Source organism: Commensalibacter sp. W6292M3, assembly GCF_016101315.1.
In the GTDB taxonomy this organism is placed as follows: domain Bacteria; phylum Pseudomonadota; class Alphaproteobacteria; order Acetobacterales; family Acetobacteraceae; genus Commensalibacter; species Commensalibacter melissae.
In genome coordinates, this window is sequence record NZ_JACFQT010000001.1 from 204,287 (window position 1) to 226,376 (window position 22,090).

The 22,090-nt window shown below is 41.8% G+C and carries 25 protein-coding genes; 24 read left to right on the plus strand and 1 reads right to left on the minus strand.

From position 1 onward, the window contains the following. Positions 1 to 15: 15 nt before the first annotated feature. Positions 16 to 1,206, minus strand: coding sequence for a hypothetical protein (locus H3T57_RS00915; RefSeq protein WP_198192663.1), 1,191 nt, complete (start codon positions 1,204 to 1,206; stop codon positions 16 to 18). A 254-nt stretch (positions 1,207 to 1,460) separates the two neighbouring features. Between H3T57_RS00915 and rplK the strand changes: the two genes are divergently transcribed. The 24 genes from rplK (at position 1,461) to rpsN (ending at position 22,089) form a co-directional block, all read left to right on the plus strand. Next, positions 1,461 to 1,895, plus strand: a complete 435-nt coding sequence (gene rplK, locus H3T57_RS00920; protein ID WP_198192665.1) for a 50S ribosomal protein L11 — start codon at positions 1,461 to 1,463, stop codon at positions 1,893 to 1,895. Between the two features lie 3 nt (positions 1,896 to 1,898). After that, a complete protein-coding gene (gene rplA, locus H3T57_RS00925; RefSeq protein WP_198192668.1) occupies positions 1,899 to 2,594 on the plus strand; it encodes a 50S ribosomal protein L1 in 696 nt (231 codons plus the stop codon). 272 nt (positions 2,595 to 2,866) lie between these two features. Beyond that, the gene (gene rplJ, locus H3T57_RS00930; protein WP_110438413.1) at positions 2,867 to 3,391 is read left to right on the plus strand and encodes a 50S ribosomal protein L10; all 525 of its coding nucleotides are present in this window, start codon (positions 2,867 to 2,869) and stop codon (positions 3,389 to 3,391) included. Between the two features lie 87 nt (positions 3,392 to 3,478). Then, positions 3,479 to 3,853, plus strand: coding sequence for a 50S ribosomal protein L7/L12 (rplL, locus tag H3T57_RS00935; protein ID WP_122123908.1), 375 nt, complete (start codon positions 3,479 to 3,481; stop codon positions 3,851 to 3,853). A 256-nt stretch (positions 3,854 to 4,109) separates the two neighbouring features. Then, the gene (rpoB, locus tag H3T57_RS00940; protein WP_155565788.1) at positions 4,110 to 8,282 is read left to right on the plus strand and encodes a DNA-directed RNA polymerase subunit beta; all 4,173 of its coding nucleotides are present in this window, start codon (positions 4,110 to 4,112) and stop codon (positions 8,280 to 8,282) included. A gap of 82 nt (positions 8,283 to 8,364) precedes the next feature. After that, on the plus strand, positions 8,365 to 12,615 hold the full coding sequence (gene rpoC, locus H3T57_RS00945) for a DNA-directed RNA polymerase subunit beta' (RefSeq protein WP_232349701.1): 4,251 nt from the start codon (positions 8,365 to 8,367) through the stop codon (positions 12,613 to 12,615). Between the two features lie 368 nt (positions 12,616 to 12,983). Next, the gene (rpsL, locus tag H3T57_RS00950; protein ID WP_003621118.1) at positions 12,984 to 13,355 is read left to right on the plus strand and encodes a 30S ribosomal protein S12; all 372 of its coding nucleotides are present in this window, start codon (positions 12,984 to 12,986) and stop codon (positions 13,353 to 13,355) included. A gap of 15 nt (positions 13,356 to 13,370) precedes the next feature. After that, entirely contained in the window at positions 13,371 to 13,847 is a 477-nt protein-coding gene (gene rpsG, locus H3T57_RS00955) for a 30S ribosomal protein S7 (protein ID WP_122123905.1), read from the plus strand. A gap of 68 nt (positions 13,848 to 13,915) precedes the next feature. After that, positions 13,916 to 15,106 carry an elongation factor Tu gene (tuf, locus tag H3T57_RS00960; protein WP_110438408.1) on the plus strand — a complete coding sequence of 397 codons (1,191 nt, stop codon included), beginning with the start codon at positions 13,916 to 13,918 and terminating at the stop codon, positions 15,104 to 15,106. Between the two features lie 96 nt (positions 15,107 to 15,202). Next, entirely contained in the window at positions 15,203 to 15,511 is a 309-nt protein-coding gene (gene rpsJ, locus H3T57_RS00965; protein ID WP_155567192.1) for a 30S ribosomal protein S10, read from the plus strand. Positions 15,512 to 15,521: 10 nt separating this feature from the next. Beyond that, on the plus strand, positions 15,522 to 16,211 hold the full coding sequence (gene rplC, locus H3T57_RS00970; RefSeq protein ID WP_198193454.1) for a 50S ribosomal protein L3: 690 nt from the start codon (positions 15,522 to 15,524) through the stop codon (positions 16,209 to 16,211). A gap of 5 nt (positions 16,212 to 16,216) precedes the next feature. Further along, entirely contained in the window at positions 16,217 to 16,831 is a 615-nt protein-coding gene (rplD, locus tag H3T57_RS00975; RefSeq protein WP_198192670.1) for a 50S ribosomal protein L4, read from the plus strand. A 35-nt stretch (positions 16,832 to 16,866) separates the two neighbouring features. After that, positions 16,867 to 17,163 carry a 50S ribosomal protein L23 gene (locus tag H3T57_RS00980; protein ID WP_196424276.1) on the plus strand — a complete coding sequence of 99 codons (297 nt, stop codon included), beginning with the start codon at positions 16,867 to 16,869 and terminating at the stop codon, positions 17,161 to 17,163. Positions 17,164 to 17,180: 17 nt separating this feature from the next. Then, complete coding sequence (gene rplB, locus H3T57_RS00985; RefSeq protein ID WP_110438403.1) at positions 17,181 to 18,011, plus strand: 50S ribosomal protein L2; 831 nt, start codon at positions 17,181 to 17,183, stop codon at positions 18,009 to 18,011. A gap of 15 nt (positions 18,012 to 18,026) precedes the next feature. Next, positions 18,027 to 18,305 carry a 30S ribosomal protein S19 gene (rpsS, locus tag H3T57_RS00990; RefSeq protein ID WP_110438402.1) on the plus strand — a complete coding sequence of 93 codons (279 nt, stop codon included), beginning with the start codon at positions 18,027 to 18,029 and terminating at the stop codon, positions 18,303 to 18,305. A gap of 3 nt (positions 18,306 to 18,308) precedes the next feature. Then, on the plus strand, positions 18,309 to 18,710 hold the full coding sequence (rplV, locus tag H3T57_RS00995; RefSeq protein WP_110438401.1) for a 50S ribosomal protein L22: 402 nt from the start codon (positions 18,309 to 18,311) through the stop codon (positions 18,708 to 18,710). Between the two features lies 1 nt (position 18,711). After that, positions 18,712 to 19,389, plus strand: coding sequence for a 30S ribosomal protein S3 (gene rpsC, locus H3T57_RS01000; RefSeq protein ID WP_155565783.1), 678 nt, complete (start codon positions 18,712 to 18,714; stop codon positions 19,387 to 19,389). 62 nt (positions 19,390 to 19,451) lie between these two features. Then, on the plus strand, positions 19,452 to 19,868 hold the full coding sequence (rplP, locus tag H3T57_RS01005) for a 50S ribosomal protein L16 (protein ID WP_110438399.1): 417 nt from the start codon (positions 19,452 to 19,454) through the stop codon (positions 19,866 to 19,868). A gap of 1 nt (position 19,869) precedes the next feature. Beyond that, complete coding sequence (gene rpmC, locus H3T57_RS01010) at positions 19,870 to 20,106, plus strand: 50S ribosomal protein L29 (protein ID WP_155569514.1); 237 nt, start codon at positions 19,870 to 19,872, stop codon at positions 20,104 to 20,106. A gap of 14 nt (positions 20,107 to 20,120) precedes the next feature. Next, positions 20,121 to 20,399, plus strand: coding sequence for a 30S ribosomal protein S17 (gene rpsQ / locus H3T57_RS01015; protein ID WP_110438397.1), 279 nt, complete (start codon positions 20,121 to 20,123; stop codon positions 20,397 to 20,399). Positions 20,400 to 20,412: 13 nt separating this feature from the next. Continuing rightward, a complete protein-coding gene (rplN, locus tag H3T57_RS01020) occupies positions 20,413 to 20,781 on the plus strand; it encodes a 50S ribosomal protein L14 (RefSeq protein WP_110438396.1) in 369 nt (122 codons plus the stop codon). After that, positions 20,781 to 21,101, plus strand: coding sequence for a 50S ribosomal protein L24 (gene rplX, locus H3T57_RS01025; protein ID WP_198192672.1), 321 nt, complete (start codon positions 20,781 to 20,783; stop codon positions 21,099 to 21,101). Before rplN ends, rplX begins: the two co-directional genes overlap by 1 nt. Before the next feature lie 11 nt (positions 21,102 to 21,112). Further along, a complete protein-coding gene (rplE, locus tag H3T57_RS01030) occupies positions 21,113 to 21,682 on the plus strand; it encodes a 50S ribosomal protein L5 (protein WP_110438394.1) in 570 nt (189 codons plus the stop codon). A 101-nt stretch (positions 21,683 to 21,783) separates the two neighbouring features. Continuing rightward, positions 21,784 to 22,089 carry a 30S ribosomal protein S14 gene (gene rpsN, locus H3T57_RS01035; RefSeq protein ID WP_110438393.1) on the plus strand — a complete coding sequence of 102 codons (306 nt, stop codon included), beginning with the start codon at positions 21,784 to 21,786 and terminating at the stop codon, positions 22,087 to 22,089. The last annotated feature ends 1 nt before the right edge of the window (position 22,090 follow it).

The window sequence follows — 22,090 nt, forward strand, 5'->3', positions numbered from 1 at the left end:
TCATCAGATAAGAAATTAATGTCTTTCTTCTAAATAATGTAATTGATGTTCATTGCCATTGAATTTTCCTATTAATTTTATCTTATTATCAGGAGTTATTTCTTTATGATCAAATATAGTGGATATTTTCTGATCTTTGGAAATTAAATTTAAATTTCCATTAATGATTTTCCAATAATATTCGTTTTCATGATAATAATTATGAACACGGCCTTTCATGTCAAATTGCATATTATTACACCAACAAACATTGTCTGTTTGACTGCCATAAGCCCACTCACGAACAATAATATTACTTTCATCAGGTGAAAAATTTCTAATAGATAAAAGCTTTTGAACCGTGGAAAAAGATAGAAATTGTGAGAATAAAGTATTACGATGATTTGATTGATGGAGAAGCTCATTATGAATGGGATTCGCTACGTTTTCGAAGATTTCTTCGAATATATAGTAATTGAAGTTAATATGTTTTTTTAATTGAGAAGCAATTAAAAACTCAGGATCACTTTGATTGGTTAATCCAAAAAGTATAGTAGGTAAGGAGTGGTTGAATTTTTCCCCATATAGGTCGCGTGCTTTAGAATCATCCGCCAAAAAATCAATGTGCAATTTTTCTGCTGTTTGATATAAACTTCCTGTTCCAAGGGCTCTGGTATGTATTATAGGCCATTGATCGTAGATAAAAGCAATCTCTTGCATTTCCCATAATAGATGCTGCCAATATCTTTCAATACCCCATAGTGGGAATTCTTTTAGTTGAGCTAAGGTGTTTTTCAAAAATTTTCTGCTCATTATGGGAGCCATGCATTCAATAAAATCTGTTCCTCGTAAGAGTAATGTTTGTTGTTGCAGTGTAATAGGGTGAGTAAAAAAACTTTCTAACGTTAAAGATGGGGCAGATAAGACAGGTTGATATTTATTAATAAAATTAACGATTTTTCTTGCTGATTGATAGGAAATATATAAATCGTCTTCAAATAGCCAAAAGAAATCATATTGATTAATAATATCTGGGTTATTAATGATGAAGTCATGAACCCCACTTAATTTTGTTCCTTCAACTTTATATGTGTAAGTAGGGTTGTCTTGTGAAAAATCAGCATTATCATAATATACAAAAGCGATGTCCATTATTTTTTGTATAAGGTGTATCCATGATTTGTGAATGGATTTTGTACCGCAACGTAAAATCATGAGATGTTTCATTGATTGATTACCTTTAGATTATATTAATTATTGATTAATTGTAATTTTTAAAAGAATAATTTTTTTTTCAATCTTTAAGAATAATATTTTATTGGATTTTAAATAAAATCTTGACAAACTTTGTAAACTATAAGAAAAATATCAACTCTTATCGGAACGCGGGAGATTACTTTAGCAACAAGGAAAAAAGAATTTTTCTTTGGGTTTTCGTGTGAACCGCGGTCTGGGTAGATTAATGTTAAGGAGACCCGGATATGGCCAAAAAGATTGTTGGCTACATTAAATTGCAAATTCCAGCTGGAAAGGCGAATCCATCCCCACCTGTTGGGCCTGCCCTAGGTCAGCGCGGCTTAAATATTATGCAATTTTGTAAAGAGTTTAATGCTGCAACACAAAGCTTGGAACCAGGAATGCCTATTCCTGTCGTGATCACAGCTTATGCAGATCGTACATTTAGCTTCATCACTAAAACACCCCCTAATACTTATTTTTTGTTGAAAGCTGCAAAAATTTCCAAAGGTGCCTCTGTTATTGGTAAGGGTGCAACTGTTGGTACAGTAAAAATCAGCCAATTGCGTGAAATCGCTGAGCAAAAGATGAAAGATATGAATGCGAATGACGTTGATGGTGCCGTTCATATGTTGATAGGATCTGCACGTTCCATGGGCTTGAAGGTTGAGGAGGCTTAAGAGATGGCAAAGAATAAACGTATTGCTGCAGCTTATGCTTCTATTGAAAGAAATAAGCTTTACGCATTGAAAGATGCTGTTGCATTGATTCGTGATAATGCGAAGGCTAAATTTGACGAAACAGTTGAAATTGCCATTAATCTAGGTGTTGATCCTCGTTATGCGGATCAGATGGTTCGAGGTTTAATGTCACTGCCACATGGAACAGGAAAAACTTTGCGTGTTGCTGTTTTTGCACGGGGTGAAAGAGCCGAAGAGGCTAAAGCGGCTGGCGCAGATATTGTTGGTGATGAAGATCTTGCGGAAAAAGTGCAGGCGGGTCAGGTTGATTTTGACCGTTGTATTGCAACCCCTGACATGATGGCGCTGGTTGGGCGTCTTGGTAAGATTCTTGGTCCACGTGGTTTGATGCCTAATCCCAAATTGGGAACTGTTACAATGGATGTTAAGTCTGCTGTAACAGCTGCAAAATCAGGTCAGGTTGAATATCGTGCCGAAAAGGGCGGTGTCATTCATGCTGGTGTGGGTAAGGCATCATTTAGTGCTGAAAATCTTCTTGAAAATATCCGAGTTTTTGTTGATACTGTGCAAAAAGCACGCCCAACAGGGGTTAAAGGTACCTATATGAAAAAGATTTATCTTTCTTCAACAATGGGTCCTGGCATTGAAGTGGATATTGCTAGCGTTAACGCTGGTTAATAAAAAAGTTTTATTATCCCTTTTTAATAAGGGGATAGTATTGTCGAGACATTTTAAAATGTCTCAAACCTGTCCAAGACCGTACGTAATGTAAGATTTTAAAGGTTTAGAACCGCGCATGGAAGACGGGGCTGGTATTATAGATTGAAAAATTATTTATATGCTAGTGATTCCGTTAAGGACAGGCGAACCGGATCAATAAAATTCATTTTATTGATCTAAATGGTAACCTGAACAGTTATAAATTTAACTGATCAAAATGGAGACGGGATTTGGACCGCACGGAAAAACAAGCTTTTGTTGCTTCCATGGCATCTGTTTTCGCAAACACTTCAATGGTCGTTGTTACGCGCAATGCGGGATTAACGGTTGCTGATGTTACGGATTTGCGTCGTCGTATGCGTGCTGCTGGGGCAACTTATAAAGTTGGGAAAAACCGCTTGGTCACCCTCGCCGCAAAAGGTACCCCATTCGAAGGCATTACGCCAATGCTAACTGGGCCTACAGCTCTTGCTTGGGCAGAGGATCCAGTTGCTGTTGCGAAAGTAGCCGTCGAGTTCGCCAAAACCAATGAAAAACTTGTTGTGCTTGGTGGAGCGTTAAGTGGCCAATTACTTGATTTGAATCAGGTCAAGGCCCTTGCAGAGCTTCCATCCTTGGATGCGCTTCGTGCACAACTGGTTGGGCTTATTTCTACACCTGCCACACGTATTGCTGGTGTATTACAAGCTCCTGCTGGTCAATTGGCACGGGTTTTTGGTGCTTATGCGGACAAAGGTGATGTGCAAGCGGCTTAATAAAATAATTAAGTCTTTAAAAAGTTACTGAATAATCAGTAGACTTATCTCAAATCACTTATTAGTATATGAATAGGAAGAATATAAATGGCTGATCTAGCTAAACTTGTTGATGAATTATCTGCTTTAACCGTATTAGAGGCTGCTGAGCTTTCTAAAATGTTGGAAGAAAAATGGGGCGTTTCTGCTGCTGCTCCTGTTGCTGTTGCCGCTGCTCCAGCTGCTGGTGGTGCTGCTCCAGCTGAAGAAAAAACTGAATTCGATGTAATTCTTGCTAAATCTGGTGATAAGAAGATCAATGTTATTAAAGAAGTGCGCACCATCACAGGTCTGGGTTTGAAAGAAGCTAAGGATTTGGTTGAGGGGGCTCCTAAAACGCTTAAAGAGGGCGTAAGTAAGGATGAAGCTGAAAAAATTAAAAAGACCCTTGAAGAACAAGGCGCTTCAGTCGAAATTAAATAAGGCTATGAAGCAAACGGTAGAAAATTTTCTTTCTGCTGTTAGACTTTAAAATAAGGTAAGGCGGAACTCGTGAGTAGGGGTTTCCGCCTGCTTGGTCGTTAAAAGGAAATATATTTAACGATTGTAAAATAGTATTCCCTTTATATATTAGGGATTAGTGAGAGTGTGATCCCTTATTGGGATCATGAGTTTATAATTATCCAGATGGTTTGTGTGACAAATTTATCCGGAAGCAGGCGATAGGGCACAATACACGATGAACGCGGTAAGCAAATCGTTCACTGGGCGCAAGCGCATTCGTAAAAATTTTGGACGGATTCCTGAAATTGCTCCGATGCCAAATTTAATTGATGTGCAACGGGCAAGTTATGAGGCTTTTCTACAACGAGATGTAAAGCCGGAAAATCGTTCATTAACTGGTTTGGAAGAGGTTTTTCGATCTATTTTTCCAATCAGCGATTTTGCAGGTAATGGTCGTCTTGAATTTGTAAATTATGAATTTGAAGAACCTAAATATGATGTTGAGGAATGTCTTCAGCGGGGATTGACTTACGCGGCACCATTAAAAGTCGTTCTTCGTTTGATCGTTTGGGATATTGACGAAGATACGGGGTCTCGTTCTATTCGTGATATTAAGGAACAACCTGTCTATATGGGCGATATGCCTTTGATGACAGAAAATGGCACCTTTATTATTAATGGTACTGAACGTGTAATCGTATCTCAAATGCATCGCAGTCCAGGGGTGTTTTTTGACCATGATGGTGGGAAAACCCATTCATCAGGCAAATTTTTGTTTACGGCAAGAATAATTCCCTATCGTGGTTCCTGGCTAGATTTTGAATTTGATAGTAAAGATTTAATTTACGTCCGAATAGATCGAAAGAGAAAAATTCCTGTCACAACCTTTTTGTATGCTCTTGAGGGTGAAAATTCGATTGCTTTGCGAGAGGCGAAAATTAAAGAGGGTGGGGATGTGGATTCCGTTCTTGTTCATGGAATGGATGATGATGAAATCCTTTCATATTTTTATAATACAGTAGTTTTCAAAAAAGTTGCTGATGGTTGGTCTCGCACCTTTGAGCAGGATGCTTTTCGCAATTTAAAATTACTGTCCCCTTTGGTTGATGCGGATACTGGTGAGATTGTAGCTGAAGAAAATGTCAAGTTGACTGCAAGGCTTATTCGCAAGATTGCTGAAAAAACGAAAAACGTGCTTGTTAAACGGGAAGATTTGCTTGGACGTTATTTTGCTCATGATCTGGTCAATGAAGAAACCGGTGAAATTTATGCCGAGGCTGGTGTAGAGATTACCGAAGCTATACTGGATACGCTGGAAGAGCTTGGTTTAAAAGAAATACCGACGCTGGCGATTGACAATAATGTCGGTCCCTGGATCAGAAATACATTGATTGTTGATAAAAATACGTCCAGAGATGATGCGCTGGTTGATATTTATCGTGTCATGCGCCCTGGTGAACCTCCAACGGCTGAAACGGCAGAGGCGTTGTTTCACGGATTATTCTTTGATGCTGATCGTTATGATCTTTCTGCTGTTGGACGTGTAAAAATGAATATGCGTCTTGGTGTGGAAGGGGATGACACTATTCGTACGCTTCGTAAAATTGATATTTTGCGGACGATCAAAATCATGTGCGAATTAAAAGATGGACAAGGAAGTGTCGATGATATCGATAATCTTGGAAATCGTCGTGTACGTTCTGTGGGTGAATTGATGGAAAACCAATATCGTCTTGGTTTGTTAAGAATGGAACGTGCCATTCGTGAAAGAATGAGCTCTGTTGATATTGATACAGTCATGCCGCATGACCTTATTAATGCAAAACCGGCTGTTGCCGCCGTTCGTGAATTTTTTGGTTCATCACAGTTATCGCAATTTATGGATCAAACGAACCCATTGTCAGAAGTTACACATAAACGTCGTTTATCCGCTTTGGGACCGGGCGGGCTGACCCGTGAACGTGCCGGATTTGAAGTTCGTGACGTTCATCCGACACATTATGGACGTATTTGTCCGATTGAAACGCCCGAAGGTCCAAATATTGGTTTGATCAATTCTTTGGCAACGTATGCAAAAGTAAACAAATACGGGTTTATTGAGACACCTTATCGTTTGGTCAAGGATGGTCAGTTGCAAGATGGGTGGAAATATCTTTCCGCCATGGAAGAGGAAAAGCTTATCGTCGCACAGGCAGATGCCAAACAGGACAGTCATGGACATTTGACAGGAGATCTTGTTTCTGTAAGACAAAATGGCGATTTTCAACTGGTAAAACCAGAAGAGGTTACTGCTTGTGATGTTTCGCCAAAGCAATTGGTTTCTGTTGCCGCCGCCCTGATTCCGTTCCTTGAAAACGATGATGCAAACCGTGCCTTGATGGGATCAAACATGCAGCGTCAAGCCGTTCCATTAATTCGGTCAGATGCGCCATTAGTTGGAACAGGAATGGAAGCTGCAGTTGCAAGAGATTCTGGAGCAACGATTGTGGCTCGTCGTGGTGGTATTGTTGATCAGATTGATGGAGCTCGTATTGTTGTCCGTGCAACGGATGAAAATGGTGCAACGCAAGGTGTTGATATTTACCGTTTACGGAAATACACGCGTTCTAACCAGTCAACTTGTATCAATCAGCGTCCATTGGTTTATGTTGGTGATCATATTAAGGCTGGCGATATTATCGCTGATGGTCCTTCAACAGAGCTTGGTGAATTGGCGCTTGGCCGGAACGTTCTTGTTGCCTTCATGCCATGGAATGGTTACAATTTCGAAGATTCAATACTGATTTCAGAACGTATTGCGCGGGATGATGTGTTTACTTCCATTCATATTGAAGAATTTGAGGTGATGGCACGTGACACAAAATTGGGCCAAGAGGAAATAACTCGGGATATCCCCAATGTCGGGGAGGAAGCGCTGCGCAATCTGGATGAAGCTGGTATCGTGTATATTGGTGCTGAAGTAAATCCCGGTGATATCTTGGTGGGTAAAATCACCCCCAAGGGTGAAAGCCCGATGACACCTGAAGAAAAGCTTTTACGTTCTATTTTTGGTGAAAAGGCTTCTGATGTTCGTGATACATCCCTGAAATTACCGCCTGGAACAAGTGGGACCGTTGTCGATGTTCGTGTTTTCTCTCGTCGCGGTATTGATAAAGATGAGCGTGCAATGGCAATTGAACGTGCTGAAATTGAACGGTTAAGCAAGGATCGTGATGATGAGTTGGCCATTCAAGAACGTGCGTTCTATAACAGGTTGAAAGAGAATCTTCTCAATCAGAAAGCCGGGGCAGGATTCAAGGGAATTAGATCAGGAACGGATTTAACGGAAGAAGTGTTGGCCGAACATCCCCGTGGAACATGGCGTCATATCATTGTTGCCGATGATGATGTAATGGCTAATATTGAACAGATAAAACGTGACTTTGATCGTGAGGTTTCCAATATTCAGGCGCGTTTCAACAACAAGGTTGATAAGATCCAGCGTGGTGACGAGCTTCCTCCTGGTGTTATGAAAATGGTTAAGGTTTTCATTGCCGTTAAAAGAAAATTACAGCCTGGGGATAAAATGGCCGGTCGTCATGGAAATAAGGGTGTTGTTTCCCGTGTTGTGCCAGTTGAGGACATGCCATTTCTTGAGGATGGAACCTCTGTTGATATCGTGTTGAATCCGTTGGGTGTGCCTTCCCGTATGAATGTTGGTCAGATCCTTGAAACTCATTTGGGATGGGCCTGTGCAAATCTGGGTAGACAAGTCAGCCAAGTTGTTGATCAGTATATGAAGACTGGTGAAAAGAAACAGGAACTTTTGGATCGCCTTAGATTGATTTATGGCGAAAAAACGTTTAATGAAAAAATAGCCAATCTTTCAGAGGCTGAACTGCTTAATTTCTGTAATGATCTTCGTAAGGGTGTCTCGATTATGACTCCGGTGTTTGATGGAGCAAGCATTCCTGATATCGAAAACATGTTGAAAGAGGCGGGGCTTAATCCTTCGGCGCAAAGTACATTGATTGATGGACGTACGGGAGATCCTTTTGAGCGCCAAGTGACGGTTGGTTATATTTACATGCTTAAGTTGCATCACCTGGTTGATGATAAAATCCATGCGCGTTCTATTGGTCCTTACTCATTGGTGACGCAACAACCATTGGGTGGTAAAGCCCAATTTGGTGGCCAGCGTTTCGGGGAAATGGAGGTATGGGCCTTGGAGGCTTATGGGGCTGCCTATACCTTGCAGGAAATGCTTACGGTTAAATCAGATGACGTTTCAGGCCGTACTAAGGTTTATGAAGCGATCGTTAAAGATCAGGACGATTTTGAGGCTGGTATACCTGAAAGCTTTAATGTGCTAGTGAAGGAATTAAAATCCCTTGGCTTAAATGTTGAACTTGAACAAAGTGCTGAATAAAGTAGATTGTTAGGTTTTTTAAATATTATCAATGAGGTATTCAGTTTATGAATACCTCAACCCCCCAAAAGGTTTTTGGCGAATGAATGAACTTATGAAAATTCTTGGTCAGACTGGCCAAGCAATGACGTTTGATCAGATTAAAATTCAATTGGCCTCGTCTGAACAGATACGGTCTTGGTCTTATGGTGAAGTGAAAAAGCCAGAGACAATCAATTATCGTACTTTTAAACCAGAACGGGATGGATTGTTTTGTGCGCGCATTTTCGGTCCGATCAAGGATTATGAATGTCTTTGTGGTAAATATAAACGGATGAAATTCCGTGGCATAGTATGTGAAAAATGCGGTGTTGAAGTTACGCTTGCCAAAGTGCGTCGTGAACGTATGGGGCATATTGAGCTTGCAAGCCCGGTTGCACATATTTGGTTTTTGAAATCTCTCCCAAGTCGTATCGGATTAATGATCGATATGACTTTGAAAGATCTCGAGAGGGTTTTGTATTTTGAAAATTATGTTGTTTTAGAACCCGGGACATCGCCATTAAAACAATTTAGCCTGCTGACTGAGGATCAATATCTTGATGCCATGGAAGAATATGGGCATGAAGGTATTGAAATAGGGATTGGTGCGGAAGCGATTAAGAAAATTCTGGTCAATATCGATTGTGATGTTGAAAAAGTCGAATTACGCGCCGAATTAAAAGAAACGACCTCTGAAGTCAAACGTAAGAAACTTGTAAAACGTTTAAAACTTGTGGAAGCTTTTGCAGAAAGTGGTTGTCGTCCTGAATGGATGATCATGAGTGTTGTACCAGTCATTCCACCTGAATTAAGACCGCTTGTCCCATTGGACGGAGGCCGTTTTGCCACATCAGATCTCAATGATTTGTACCGTCGTGTCATCAACCGTAATAATCGGTTGAAACGGTTAATGGAATTGCGTGCACCGGATATTATCATTCGTAATGAAAAACGTATGTTGCAGGAATCTGTTGATGCGTTGTTTGATAATGGACGTAGAGGACGGGCAATTACAGGGGCGAATAAACGACCATTAAAATCCTTGGCAGATATGCTTAAAGGAAAACAGGGACGTTTCCGTCAAAACCTGCTTGGTAAACGTGTGGATTATTCTGGACGTTCAGTGATTGTGGTTGGTCCTGAATTGAAATTGCATCAATGCGGTTTGCCTAAAAAAATGGCATTGGAATTGTTCAAGCCATTTATATATTCCAAGCTTGAAAAATATGGGCATGCGACGACCATTAAGGCAGCTAAGCGTATGGTTGAGAAAGAACGTCCAGAAGTTTGGGATATTATTGAAGAGGTTATTCGTGAACATCCTGTCATGCTTAACCGCGCACCAACTTTACACCGCTTGGGTATTCAAGCTTTCGAGCCTGTTTTGATTGAGGGTAAAGCGATTCAGTTGCATCCATTGGTATGTACTGCCTTCAATGCAGATTTTGACGGTGATCAGATGGCGGTTCATGTGCCATTGAGTTTGGAAGCGCAGCTCGAAGCACGTGTTTTGATGATGTCCACAAATAATATTCTTAGTCCTGCTAGTGGTAAGCCTATTATTGTTCCATCTCAGGATATTGTATTGGGGCTGTATTATTTAAGTCTGGAAATTCCTGAATTTAAATTAACTCCAGATCAATCCGAATATGATTCTGAAGGTCATCTTATTAAAAAGGGGGCACCTCTTTTTGCGAATATCGGTGAGATTGAACATGCATTGTCATCCAGAACCTTGAAGCTTCACGATAAAATTCGTTGTCGTTTTCAAACAAAGAATGCGGATGGTGAGCTGGTTTATCAAAAGGTAGTGACAACCGCAGGTAGAATGCTGATTTCACAGATTCTTCCAAAACACCCAGCAATCAATTTTTCATTGATCAATCAACAATTAACGAAAAAGACAATTTCAGATATTATCGATATTGTCTATCGTCATTGTGGTCAGAAGGAATGTGTGATTTTTGCGGATCGTATGATGGGACTAGGATTCTCTTACGCTGCTAAAGCTGGTATTTCCTTTGGTAAGGATGATATGATCATTCCTGATGCGAAAAAGGAACTGGTCGCCAAGACAACCGAAGAGGTTAAGGAGTTTGAGCAGCAATATCAGGACGGTTTGATTACAGCAGGAGAGCGTTATAACAAGGTTGTTGATGCCTGGTCACGTTGTACGGATGAGGTTCAGGCAGCGATGATGAAAAAGATTTCACATGTAGAGCCTGGCCAACCCATCAATTCTGTCTGGATGATGAGCCATTCTGGAGCTCGTGGGTCCCCAGCCCAGATGAAGCAGTTGGCCGGTATGCGTGGTCTGATGGCGAAACCGTCAGGTGAAATTATTGAACAACCTATTATTGCCAATTTCAAGGAAGGTCTTTCTGTTCTTGATTATTTTACATCGACTCATGGTGCACGTAAAGGATTGGCTGATACGGCCCTGAAAACCGCAAACTCTGGATATCTTACTCGTCGTCTGGTTGACGTTGCTCAGGATTGCATTATTGTTGAGCCAGATTGTGGAACAGAACGCGGATTGGTTGTTCGTGCGGTAATGGATGGTGGTGAGGTTATTTCTTCACTTGCAGAACGTATTCTTGGACGTACATTGGCGGCAGATGTAACTGATCCAGCAACTGGTAAAATTCTTTATCCTCGTAACACGCTTCTGGAGGAGGCCGAGGTTGAGGCGATCGAAAAGGCTAATGTTGAAAGTGTGATGATTCGTTCTGTTCTAACCTGTGACAGTCAGGTTGGCGTATGCGCTCATTGTTATGGTCGTGATCTTGCTCGCGGAACTCCTGTTAATATAGGAGAGGCTGTCGGTGTTATTGCTGCTCAGTCAATTGGTGAGCCCGGGACTCAGTTGACAATGCGTACATTTCATATTGGCGGTGCAGCACAAAAAGGTGCAGAACAATCTATGGTTGAATCCTCCCGCGATGGCAAGGTCAAGATTGTAAATCTGAATGTTGTTCAAAACAGTCAGGGATTTGACATTGTCATGTCCAGAAACTGTGAAATTATCCTGTTGGATGATAATGGAATTGAACGCGCTCATTATCGTATTCCCTATGGTGCACGTTTGCTTGCTAAAAATGGATCGAATGTCAAGCGTCATCAGAAAATGGCAGAATGGGATCCATATACCCTACCTATTATTACTGAAAAATCAGGTACAATTGAGTATCAGGATCTGATTGAAGGTATTACACTGGTTGAACGGATGGATGAAGTCACGGGGCTTTCTTCAAAAGTTGTTGTTGACTATAAGCAAACAAGTAAATCTCGTGATTTGAGACCACGCTTGCAGTTAAAGGATTCAAATGGGGAAGTCATGAAGTTGGGGAACGGTAACGACGCACGTTACTTCTTGTCTCCAGATTCCCTGCTTTCTGTGGAAAATGGGGCGCAGGTTAATGCCGGTGATGTCTTGGCTCGTATTCCAAGAGAAGGTTCCAAGACGCGTGATATTACCGGGGGTCTTCCACGGGTGGCTGAACTTTTCGAGGCACGTCGTCCGAAAGATCATGCGATTATTGCTGAAAATGATGGTGTGGTTGAATTCGGAAAAGACTATAAGGCAAAACGTCGGATCGTTGTACGTAATGAGGACACTGGTGAAGAAACAGAATATTTGATTCCTAAGGGAAAACATATTTCTGTACAGGAAGGTGACTTTGTCCGTAAGGGCGATCCTCTTGTTGATGGGCCTCGTGTTCCTCATGATATTTTAAAGGTTCTTGGAATTGAAGCCTTATCAGATTATCTGATTGATGAAATTCAAAGTGTTTATCGTCTTCAGGGCGTGAAGATCAATGATAAACATATTGAAGTGATCGTTCGTCAAATGCTGCAGAAGATTGAGGTGACGGATCCAGGTGATACGACTTATTTAATTGGTGAAACTGTAGATCGCTTGGAATTTGAACAAGAAAATATCAAACGGATGAACGCCAATGAGCGTCCTGCAATGGGTTCACCAGTTTTACAGGGTATCACCAAAGCTGCGTTACAAACCAAATCCTTTATTTCAGCGGCTTCCTTCCAGGAAACAACTCGTGTATTGACAGAGGCAGCATCTGCGGGAAAGGTTGATACCTTGATGGGATTAAAGGAGAATGTAATCGTCGGACGTCTTGTTCCTGCAGGAACGGGTAGTGTCATGAACAGATTCCGTGCCATGGCCTATTCAAGAGATAGACAGCGAATTCTGAATGCAAATAAGATGAATGATGAAGTGGAAATTGAACTTTCTTCTGTTACATCAGAAAATAATGAAATAAAGGACGTGACTCAGGTCACTGAATAAGGTATAGGTATATAACTTTATTCGTTTTCAGTTTTATCAAATGGGTAGAAATGCCCATTTAATAAGTTAAAATACGGGTCATTTTTGTCTTTTGGCAAAAATAAAATGTTTTTTACAAGGATACCTAGTTCAATTTTAAGCTGTTTTAAAAATAGCTTGCAATTTAACAAGGGTCTTGTTAAAAAGCATCGTTGTCTGTTGAATAAATTTATGGCACATTAGATAAAACATCGTTTATAAGGTATATGGTTTTATTTTTATGCCAACTTTAGTGGCATTTATTTAATTAAATGTTAATTGTTGTAATGACCGTCGAGTAACGATATTGCGTTGCTTGACCTAGAAATAGTAAGGATCGGGAAAGGCGAATGCCGACCATTAACCAATTAATCGCTAAAGGCCGCGAACCTGCTGCCAAGCGCAATAAGGTTCCTGCTTTGCAGGGATGCCCGCAAAAACGAGGGGTATGTACTCGTGTTTATACAACAACACCTAAAAAGCCAAACTCAGCATTGCGTAAAGTTGCAAAGGTACGTCTGACAAACGGTTATGAGGTGGTGAGTTATATTCCTGGTGAGGGTCATAACTTGCAAGAACATAGTGTGGTCTTAATACGTGGTGGACGTGTTAAGGATTTGCCAGGCGTGCGTTATCATATTTTACGTGGTGTTCTGGATACACAAGGAATCGCAAAGCGACGTCAACGTCGTTCTTTGTATGGTGCTAAACGTCCAAAATAAGAGGAATTAAAAGGCATGAGTCGCCGACACCGCGCAGTAAAGCGTGAGATACTTCCCGATCCTAAGTTTGGTGATGTGGTCATCACGCGTTTCATGAATGCGTTGATGTATGATGGTAAAAAATCTATTGCTGAAAAAATCGTTTATGGTGCATTGGAATCTCTACGTGCCCGTGGCGGTGAATCAGCGGACCCTGTAAACCTGTTTCACGAAGCTTTGGATAATGTTAAGCCAGCCGTTGAAGTTCGTTCACGCCGTGTAGGCGGTGCAACGTACCAGGTGCCTGTAGAAGTTCGTGCTGACCGTCGTCAGGCATTAGCAATTCGCTGGTTAATTGACGCTTCCCGCAAACGTGGCGAAAATACTATGCAAGAAAGATTGTCAAACGAATTGCATGACGCTATCAATAATCGTGGAGCGGCTGTTAAAAAGCGCGAGGATACTCACCGTATGGCTGAAGCAAATAAAGCATTCAGTCATTATCGCTGGTAAGTATAAGTTTAAACTTAATTTATTTTAACCGAATTTCTTGGTAAAAACCGAGTTAACGGAGAGAGACAATGGCAAAGGCTAAATTTGAGCGGAATAAACCGCACTGTAACATTGGAACTATTGGTCACGTTGATCATGGTAAAACAACATTAACAGCTGCTATAACGAAAGTTTTGGCGGAAAAAGGCGGTGCGGATTTTACTGCCTATGACATGATCGATAAGGCACCTGAAGAACGTGCCCGTGGTATTACCATTTCAACAGCACACGTTGAGTATGAAACAGACAAACGTCACTATGCTCATGTTGACTGTCCTGGTCACGCTGACTATGTTAAAAACATGATCACAGGTGCGGCACAGATGGATGGTGCTATCCTGGTTGTTTCAGCTGCTGACGGTCCTATGCCACAGACTCGTGAACATATTCTTTTGGCTCGTCAGGTTGGCGTTCCAGCACTGGTCGTATTCATGAATAAATGTGACCAAGTTGATGATCCTGAACTTCTTGAGCTTGTTGAAATGGAAATTCGTGAATTACTTTCTTCGTATGAATTTCCTGGAGATGATATTCCCATTATCAAAGGATCAGCTTTGGTTGCCCTTGAAGATGGTGATCCAGAATTGGGTAAAAACCGTATTCTTGACCTGATGAATGCTGTTGATGAATATATCCCGCAGCCAGAACGTCCAATTGATCGTCCATTCTTGATGCCAATTGAGGATGTTTTCTCTATTTCTGGACGTGGTACGGTTGTCACCGGACGTGTGGAACGTGGTGAAATCACTGTTGGTGAAGAAGTTGAAATTGTTGGTATTCATCCAACAACAAAAACAACGGTTACCGGTGTTGAAATGTTCCGCAAGTTGCTTGACCGTGGTGAAGCGGGTGACAATATCGGTGCGCTTCTTCGTGGAACAAAACGTGAAGATGTTGAACGTGGTCAAGTTCTGGCTAAACCAGGAACCATTAAGCCACATAACAAATTCAAGGCGGAAGCTTATATTCTTACAAAAGAAGAAGGTGGGCGTCATACTCCATTCTTCACTAATTACCGTCCACAATTCTATTTCCGTACAACTGACGTAACTGGTGTTGTACATCTTCCAGAAGGTGTGGAAATGGTGATGCCTGGTGATAATGCGGCAATGGATGTTGAATTGATTGCTCCTATTGCCATGGATGAAGGTCTGCGATTCGCTATTCGCGAAGGTGGACGTACTGTTGGGGCTGGTGTAGTTTCCAAAATTACCGAATAGTCTCGGCTAATTAGTTTGGATTCCCAGCTGTTTTTGCGGCTGGGAATCTTGTTGTTCTTGGATCCGAAAAGGATTCGTTTTTGTAGGCAGAAATAAATGGAAAGCCAAAACATCCGTATTCGCCTTAAAGCTTACGATTATCGTGTGTTGGATAATAGCACTCGTGAAATCGTAAATACAGCGAAGCGTACGGGGGCACAGGTAAGGGGACCAATCCCGTTGCCAACGCACATTGAGCGGTTTACAGTTAACCGTTCACCCCATATTAATAAGAAGAGTCGTGAGCAGTTCGAAATCAGAACGCACCGGCGTTTGTTAGATATTGTTGAGCCCAACCCGCAGACCGTGGACGCTCTCATGAAACTTGACCTCGCCGCTGGCGTTGATGTCGAGATTAAGCTATAAGGTCCAGACGATGCGTACAGGATTGATCGCAAAAAAGTTGGGAATGACCCGACTATTTAAAGAGGACGGCACTCATGTGCCAGTCACTGTATTGTACTTGGATGAAGTACAAGTAGTTGATGCTCGTACAAATGAACGTGATGGATACACAGCCCTTCAATTGGGGTATGGTAAAGCTAAGGTAAAAAATGTTAGCAAGCCTAATCGTGGTCATTTTGCACGGGTAAAAGTTGAACCAAAACAGAAACTTGTAGAATTTCGTGTTACGGAAGACGCTGCTGTTGAGGCGGGGGCAAGATTGACTGCCGCTCATTTTGTTGTAGGACAAAAGGTGGACGTAACTGGGACCAGTAAAGGTAAGGGATTTGCAGGTGGAATGAAACGTTGGAACTTCAAGGGGTTGGAAGCAACTCATGGTGTTTCAATTAGTCATCGTTCGCATGGTTCCACAGGGAATAGACAAGACCCTGGCAAAACATTTAAAAATAAGAAGATGGCAGGCCATTTAGGTAGTGAGCGTGTAACGACGCAGAATCTTGAGGTTGCTGCTGTAGATGTAGAGAAAAATTTGATCATGATTAAAGGTGCAGTGCCTGGTGCGAAAAACGGGTTTGTTCTCTTGCGTGATGCGATCAAAAAGCCTCGTCATGCTGATGCACCATTTCCGGCAGCATTAGCAGCGATTGCTGAGGAAGGTTGAACACTATGGATGTAGAAATCAAAACCTTCGATAATGGAAGTGCTGGCAATATTACGCTTCCAGATGAAATTTTCGGTATTGAACCCCGTCCAGATATTATGGCAAGAGTTGTGCATTGGCAGCTTGCCAAACGTCGTTCTGGCAATCATAAGATTAAGGGGCGTGGTGAAGTTTCTGGAACAACAAAAAAACCTTATCGGCAAAAAGGTACAGGTAATGCGCGTCAAGGTTCGTTACGTGGACCGCAGTTTCGTGCCGGTGGCATTGTTCATGGTCCAGTAGTACGTGATCATGGGTATGATTTGCCAAAGAAAGTAAGGCGTCTTGGCCTTATTTCTGCTTTATCACAGAAATTGGCAGAAGGTAAGTTGGTCGTTATTGACGAAGCCAATAATACTGCAAGAACATCTGAATTAGCTGCAAAATTAAAAGTGTTGGGCTGGAATTCAACTTTAATTATTGATGCAAATATTGATGAGAATTTTGGACGTGCAGTAAGAAATATCGCTTCAGTAGATATTCTTCCAACAATTGGTGCAAATGTTTATGACATTTTAAATCATGACATTTTGGCTATTACGCGCGCAGCAGTTGATGGGTTAAAGGAGCGCCTGGTATGACGAATATTCTTTCAATTCGCCAAAAGGCGGAAAAAATGTCTCGTGAAGCGATGTTTAACATTATTCGCGCGCCCTTGATTACTGAAAAGGCAACCTTTTTGTCTGAAAAAAATCAAATTGCGTTTAAAGTTGCATCAAACGCTACTAAGCCTCAAATCAAAGTTGCGATTGAAACTTTGTTCGGTGTGAAAGTGTTGGGTGTTAATACGCTGATTTTAAAAGGTAAGACAAAAAGATTTCGAGGTCGGTTAGGGCGTCGTTCTGATGTTAAAAAAGCTTTTGTTCAACTTGCTGAAGGTCAGTCAATTGATTTGACAACCAAGTTGTCATAAGTGTGAGGTAGGAATTAATGGCACTTAAGCACTTTAAACCAGTTACTCCAAGTCTTCGTGGCACGGTTCTAATTGACCGTAAGGAGCTTTGGAAAGGTAAACCTGTCAAGACGCTTACCGAAGGTAAGAACAAGACGGGTGGACGTAATAATAATGGTCGAATTACCTCTCGTTTTATTGGGGGTGGGCATAAACAGTCATACCGTTATGTCGATTTTAAAAGACGTAAATATGATATGCCTGCAACTGTTGAACGGTTAGAATATGATCCCAATCGAACTGCTTTTATCGCGTTGATCAAATATGAAGACGGTGAGTTATCTTATATTCTGGCACCTCAAAGATTAAAAGCTGGAGATGTTGTAATCGCAGGTCAGCGTGTAGATGTTAAGCCTGGAAATGCAATGCCTTTAGCAGCTATCCCTGTAGGAACCATTATTCACAATATTGAATTAAAAGAAGGAGCCGGCGGAAAACTGGTTCGTTCAGCTGGAACTTACGCTCAGTTGGTTGGTAAGGATGCTGGATATGCACAAATCAAACTGCAGTCGAATGAATTGCGTTTGGTGCGTGGTGAATGTATGGCAACAGTTGGTGCCGTATCCAATCCAGATAACATGAACCAGCATTTTGGTAAGGCGGGACGTAGCCGTTGGTTAGGCCGTCGTCCACACAACCGTGGTGTTGTTATGAACCCGGTTGACCATCCTCATGGTGGTGGTGAAGGTCGTACTTCTGGTGGTCGTCATCCTGTGACACCATGGGGTAAACCAACTAAAGGTTATAAAACAAGAGTCAATAAGCGTACGGACAGCTTGATTATCCGTCGCCGTAAGACAGGCAAATAAAAGGGGCAAATAGAGATGGCAAGATCCGTCTGGAAAGGCCCGTTTGTAGACGGGTATTTACTTAAGAAAGCTGAAACCGCACGCGCTTCAGGTCGTAACGATGTGATTAAAATTTGGTCACGCCGTTCCACCATTTTGCCGCAGTTTGTTGGTTTGGTTTTTGGTGTTTACAACGGCCATAAATTTTTACCAGTGCAGGTCAGTGAAAATATGGTAGGTCATAAATTCGGTGAATTTTCTCCAACCCGTACATTCAATGGTCATGCAGCAGACAAAAAAGTAAAGCGGGGCTAGGATATGAGTAAACCAAAACATGATCGTGCACTCGCTGAAACCGAAGCTCAGGCAATTGGACGTAATATTCGTGTAAGTCCACGAAAACTAAATCTTGTTGCAGGATTGATTCGTAATCAACCTGCATCCACTGCTTTGGCAAAATTAACCTTTTCTAAAAGAAGAATTGCTAAAGAAGTTAAAACAATTCTGGAAAGCGCGATTGCAAATGCGGAAAACAATCATCAACTTGATGTAGACCGTTTGATTGTATCCAAGGCAGAGGTAGGTAAAGCGATGGTTATGCGTCGTTTTCATGCCAGGGGTCGTGGACGTTCAGCGCAAATTCAGAAATTCTTTAGTCATTTGAAGATTGTCGTTGCTGAGCGTGACGAAAACGATTCTTCTGAAGGAAAGGCAGCATAATATGGGTCAAAAAGTTAATCCAATTGGGTTGCGTTTGGGTATCAATCGTACTTGGGATAGTCGTTGGTATGCAGATAATGATTATACCAAATTATTATTTGAAGATTTCAAACTTCGTGACCATTTACGCAAGAAACTTGCAGGTGCGGGTGTTTCCAGGGTTGTTATTGAACGACCAGCTAAAAAGCCTCGTGTAACGATTTATGCGGCGCGCCCCGGAATCGTTATTGGTAAAAAAGGTCAGGATATTGATAGCTTACGTAAAGAATTAACATCAATGGCCGGTGCAGAGGTTGCATTGAATATTGTTGAAATACGTAAACCAGAAATTGATGCGACACTTGTTGCTGAAAATATTGCCCAGCAGCTGGAAAGACGTGTGGCGTTTCGTCGTGCTATGAAAAGAGCAGTGCAGTCAGCAATGCGTTTAGGTGCACAGGGAATTCGTATCAATTGCAGTGGTCGTCTTGGTGGTGCTGAAATTGCACGCATCGAATGGTATCGTGAAGGACGCGTTCCCTTGCATACTTTAAGAGCAGATATTGATTATGGTGTTGCCGCAGCTCATACAACCTATGGGAAATGTGGTGTAAAGGTTTGGATTTTTAAGGGCGAAATCATGGCCCATGATCCATTGGCCCAGGATCGCCGTGCTGCTGATCAGGCACCACAAAGGTAATTGATTAATTGGAGCATAATAGTTATTAATAAAGCTATTACAACGCATGAGGATTTTAAATAATGCTATCTCCGCGGCGGACTAAATTCCGCAAAGCTCATAAAGGCCGTATTCACGGAATGGCTAAAGGTGGGACAGAGCTTAATTTTGGAACCTATGGTTTGAAAGCACTGCAGCCAGAACGTATTACAGCCCGTCAAATTGAAGCGTCTCGTCGTGCGATTACACGTGCGATGAAACGTATGGGACGTGTGTGGATTAGAGTTTTTCCAGACCTTCCTGTCTCTAGTAAACCAGCAGAAGTTCGTATGGGATCTGGAAAAGGGTCTCCTGAATATTGGGTTGCTCGTATCAAACCGGGTCGTATCCTATTTGAGATTGAAGGTGTAAGTCCCGAAATTGCAAAAGAGGCATTAACGCTCGGTGCTGCGAAGCTGCCAATTAAAACGAAATTTGTAACCCGTATAGGAGAGGCCTAGAATGGCAAAGGCAAAAAAGCCAGCTGATCTGCGCGCTAAAACGGTGGACGAATTAAAGACGTTGTTAATTGATTTGCGACGTGAACAGTTTAATTTACGTTTCCAACGTGCGACTGGTCAAAATGAGGGTGTGGGTCGAATTGGGGTAATCCGTCGAGATATTGCACGGATTAAGACCATTATGACTGAAGTTAACAAAAACGCCGCAGGTGCTGCTGCATCTGCCGGCAAGTCCTGAGGAGTTAATGGGCGATGCCAAGGCGCGTTCTAACCGGTCGGGTGACAAGCGATAAAATGGACAAAACAGTTTCTGTTTTGGTTGTTCGTCGCGTTATGCACCCGCTTTATAAAAAATTCATTCGTCGTTCGAAAAAATATGCGGCGCATGATGAATTAAATGAGTGTCAAATTGGAGATATGGTTCGTATCATTGAATCTCCTCCGATTTCAAAAAGGAAAACATGGACTGTGATTTCTCGCAACGGTGCACCTCTTGGTGCGGCTGAGCAAGTATCCAGCATAGAAGCTTAAGGGAGGCTTAACTATGATCCATCCCGAGACCAACCTAACTGTGGCTGATAATTCAGGTGCAAGAGAGGTGCAGTGCATTAAGGTACTGGGCGGTTCAAAGCGGAAAACCGCTTCGGTCGGCGACGTGATCGTCGTTTCTGTCAAAGAGGCTATTCCTCGTGGCAAAGTAAAAAAAGGTGATGTCCATCAAGCTGTGATTGTCAGAACAAGCTATCCTGTTCGTCGTCCTGATGGAACCTCAATACGTTTTGATAAAAATGCTGCTGTATTGATAAATAAACAAAACGAACCAATTGGCACACGTATTTTCGGCCCGGTAGTAAGGGAGTTGCGTGCACGTCAATTCATGAAAATTATCTCCTTAGCTCCGGAGGTTTTATAATGGCTGCACGTATTAAAAAAGGCGATCAAGTAATCGTTATTACAGGGCCTCAGAAAGGTGTGCAGGGTGAAGTCCTGTCAATTTCTCCTGTTGAAAATAAGGCAGTGGTTCGTGGTGTGGCGGTTGCCAAACATCATAAGAAACCAACCCGCATGGGTGATGCTGGTGGCATTATTGAGCGTGAAAAGGCTATTCACTTGTCAAATCTTAAATTGGTAGATCCAAAATCAGGGAAACCTACTCGTGTTGGATTTAGAGTTTTGGAAGACGGTCGTAAGCTTCGTGTTGCCAAAGCCACCGGTGAAGTGATCGAAGGTTAAGAGAGGTGGATATGTCAGAAAATAGTCAAGTTCGCTCTGAAGCACGCCTTTACACGCTTTACAAAAATGAATTGCGTCAAAAGTTACGTGAACAATTCAATTACAAAAACGAAATGCAGATTCCGCGTCTTGAAAAAATTGTTTTAAACATGGGTGTTGGAGAAGCGGCAGGGGATCAAAAGAAACTGGATGCTGCCACGGAAGAAATGACCTTGATTGCCGGTCAAAAAGCCGTTAAAACACTTACTAAGAAAGCGATTGCTGGATTTAAAATTCGTGCTGGTTTACCCATTGGATGTAAAGTTACATTACGTAAAAACCGTATGTATGAATTTCTGGATCGTTTGGTTACAATCGCTTTGCCACGTGTTCGTGATTTTAGAGGGTTGCCAGCAAACAAAGGATTTGATGGTCGTGGAAATTTTGCAATGGGTTTGAAAGAACAGATTGTATTTCCTGAAATCGTTTACGATAAAGTAGACGAAGTACGTGGTATGGATATTGTGTTTGTAACAACAGCCAAGACCAATAACGAAGCCAAGGCTTTGTTAAAAGCATTTTCCCTTCCATTTATTGGATAGGAAATTGTTCTTTCGCTGCAAGGTGATACATTACCTTGCAAATTTGTTTTTTTTGGAAAACGGTCGATATAGTCGACAGGTTCCGGAGGGTAAAATTAAACATGGCAAAAACTTCAGCCATTTATCGTAATGCGAAGCGTGCACGTATGTCCGCACGTGATAAAGCAAAACGCATTGCGTTAAAAAATATTGTAATGGATAGAAGTTTACCAGTTGAAGATCGTTTTGATGCATCTTTGAAATTGGCTAAACTTCCTCGTAATGGTTCACGAGTAAGAGTGCGTTTGCGTTGTAAACTAACTGGTCGCTCTCGTGGGAATTACCGTAAATTTGAACTTTGCCGTATCGCATTGCGTGAATTGGCATCTACCGGGCAAATCCCTGGTATGGTTAAATCAAGCTGGTAAG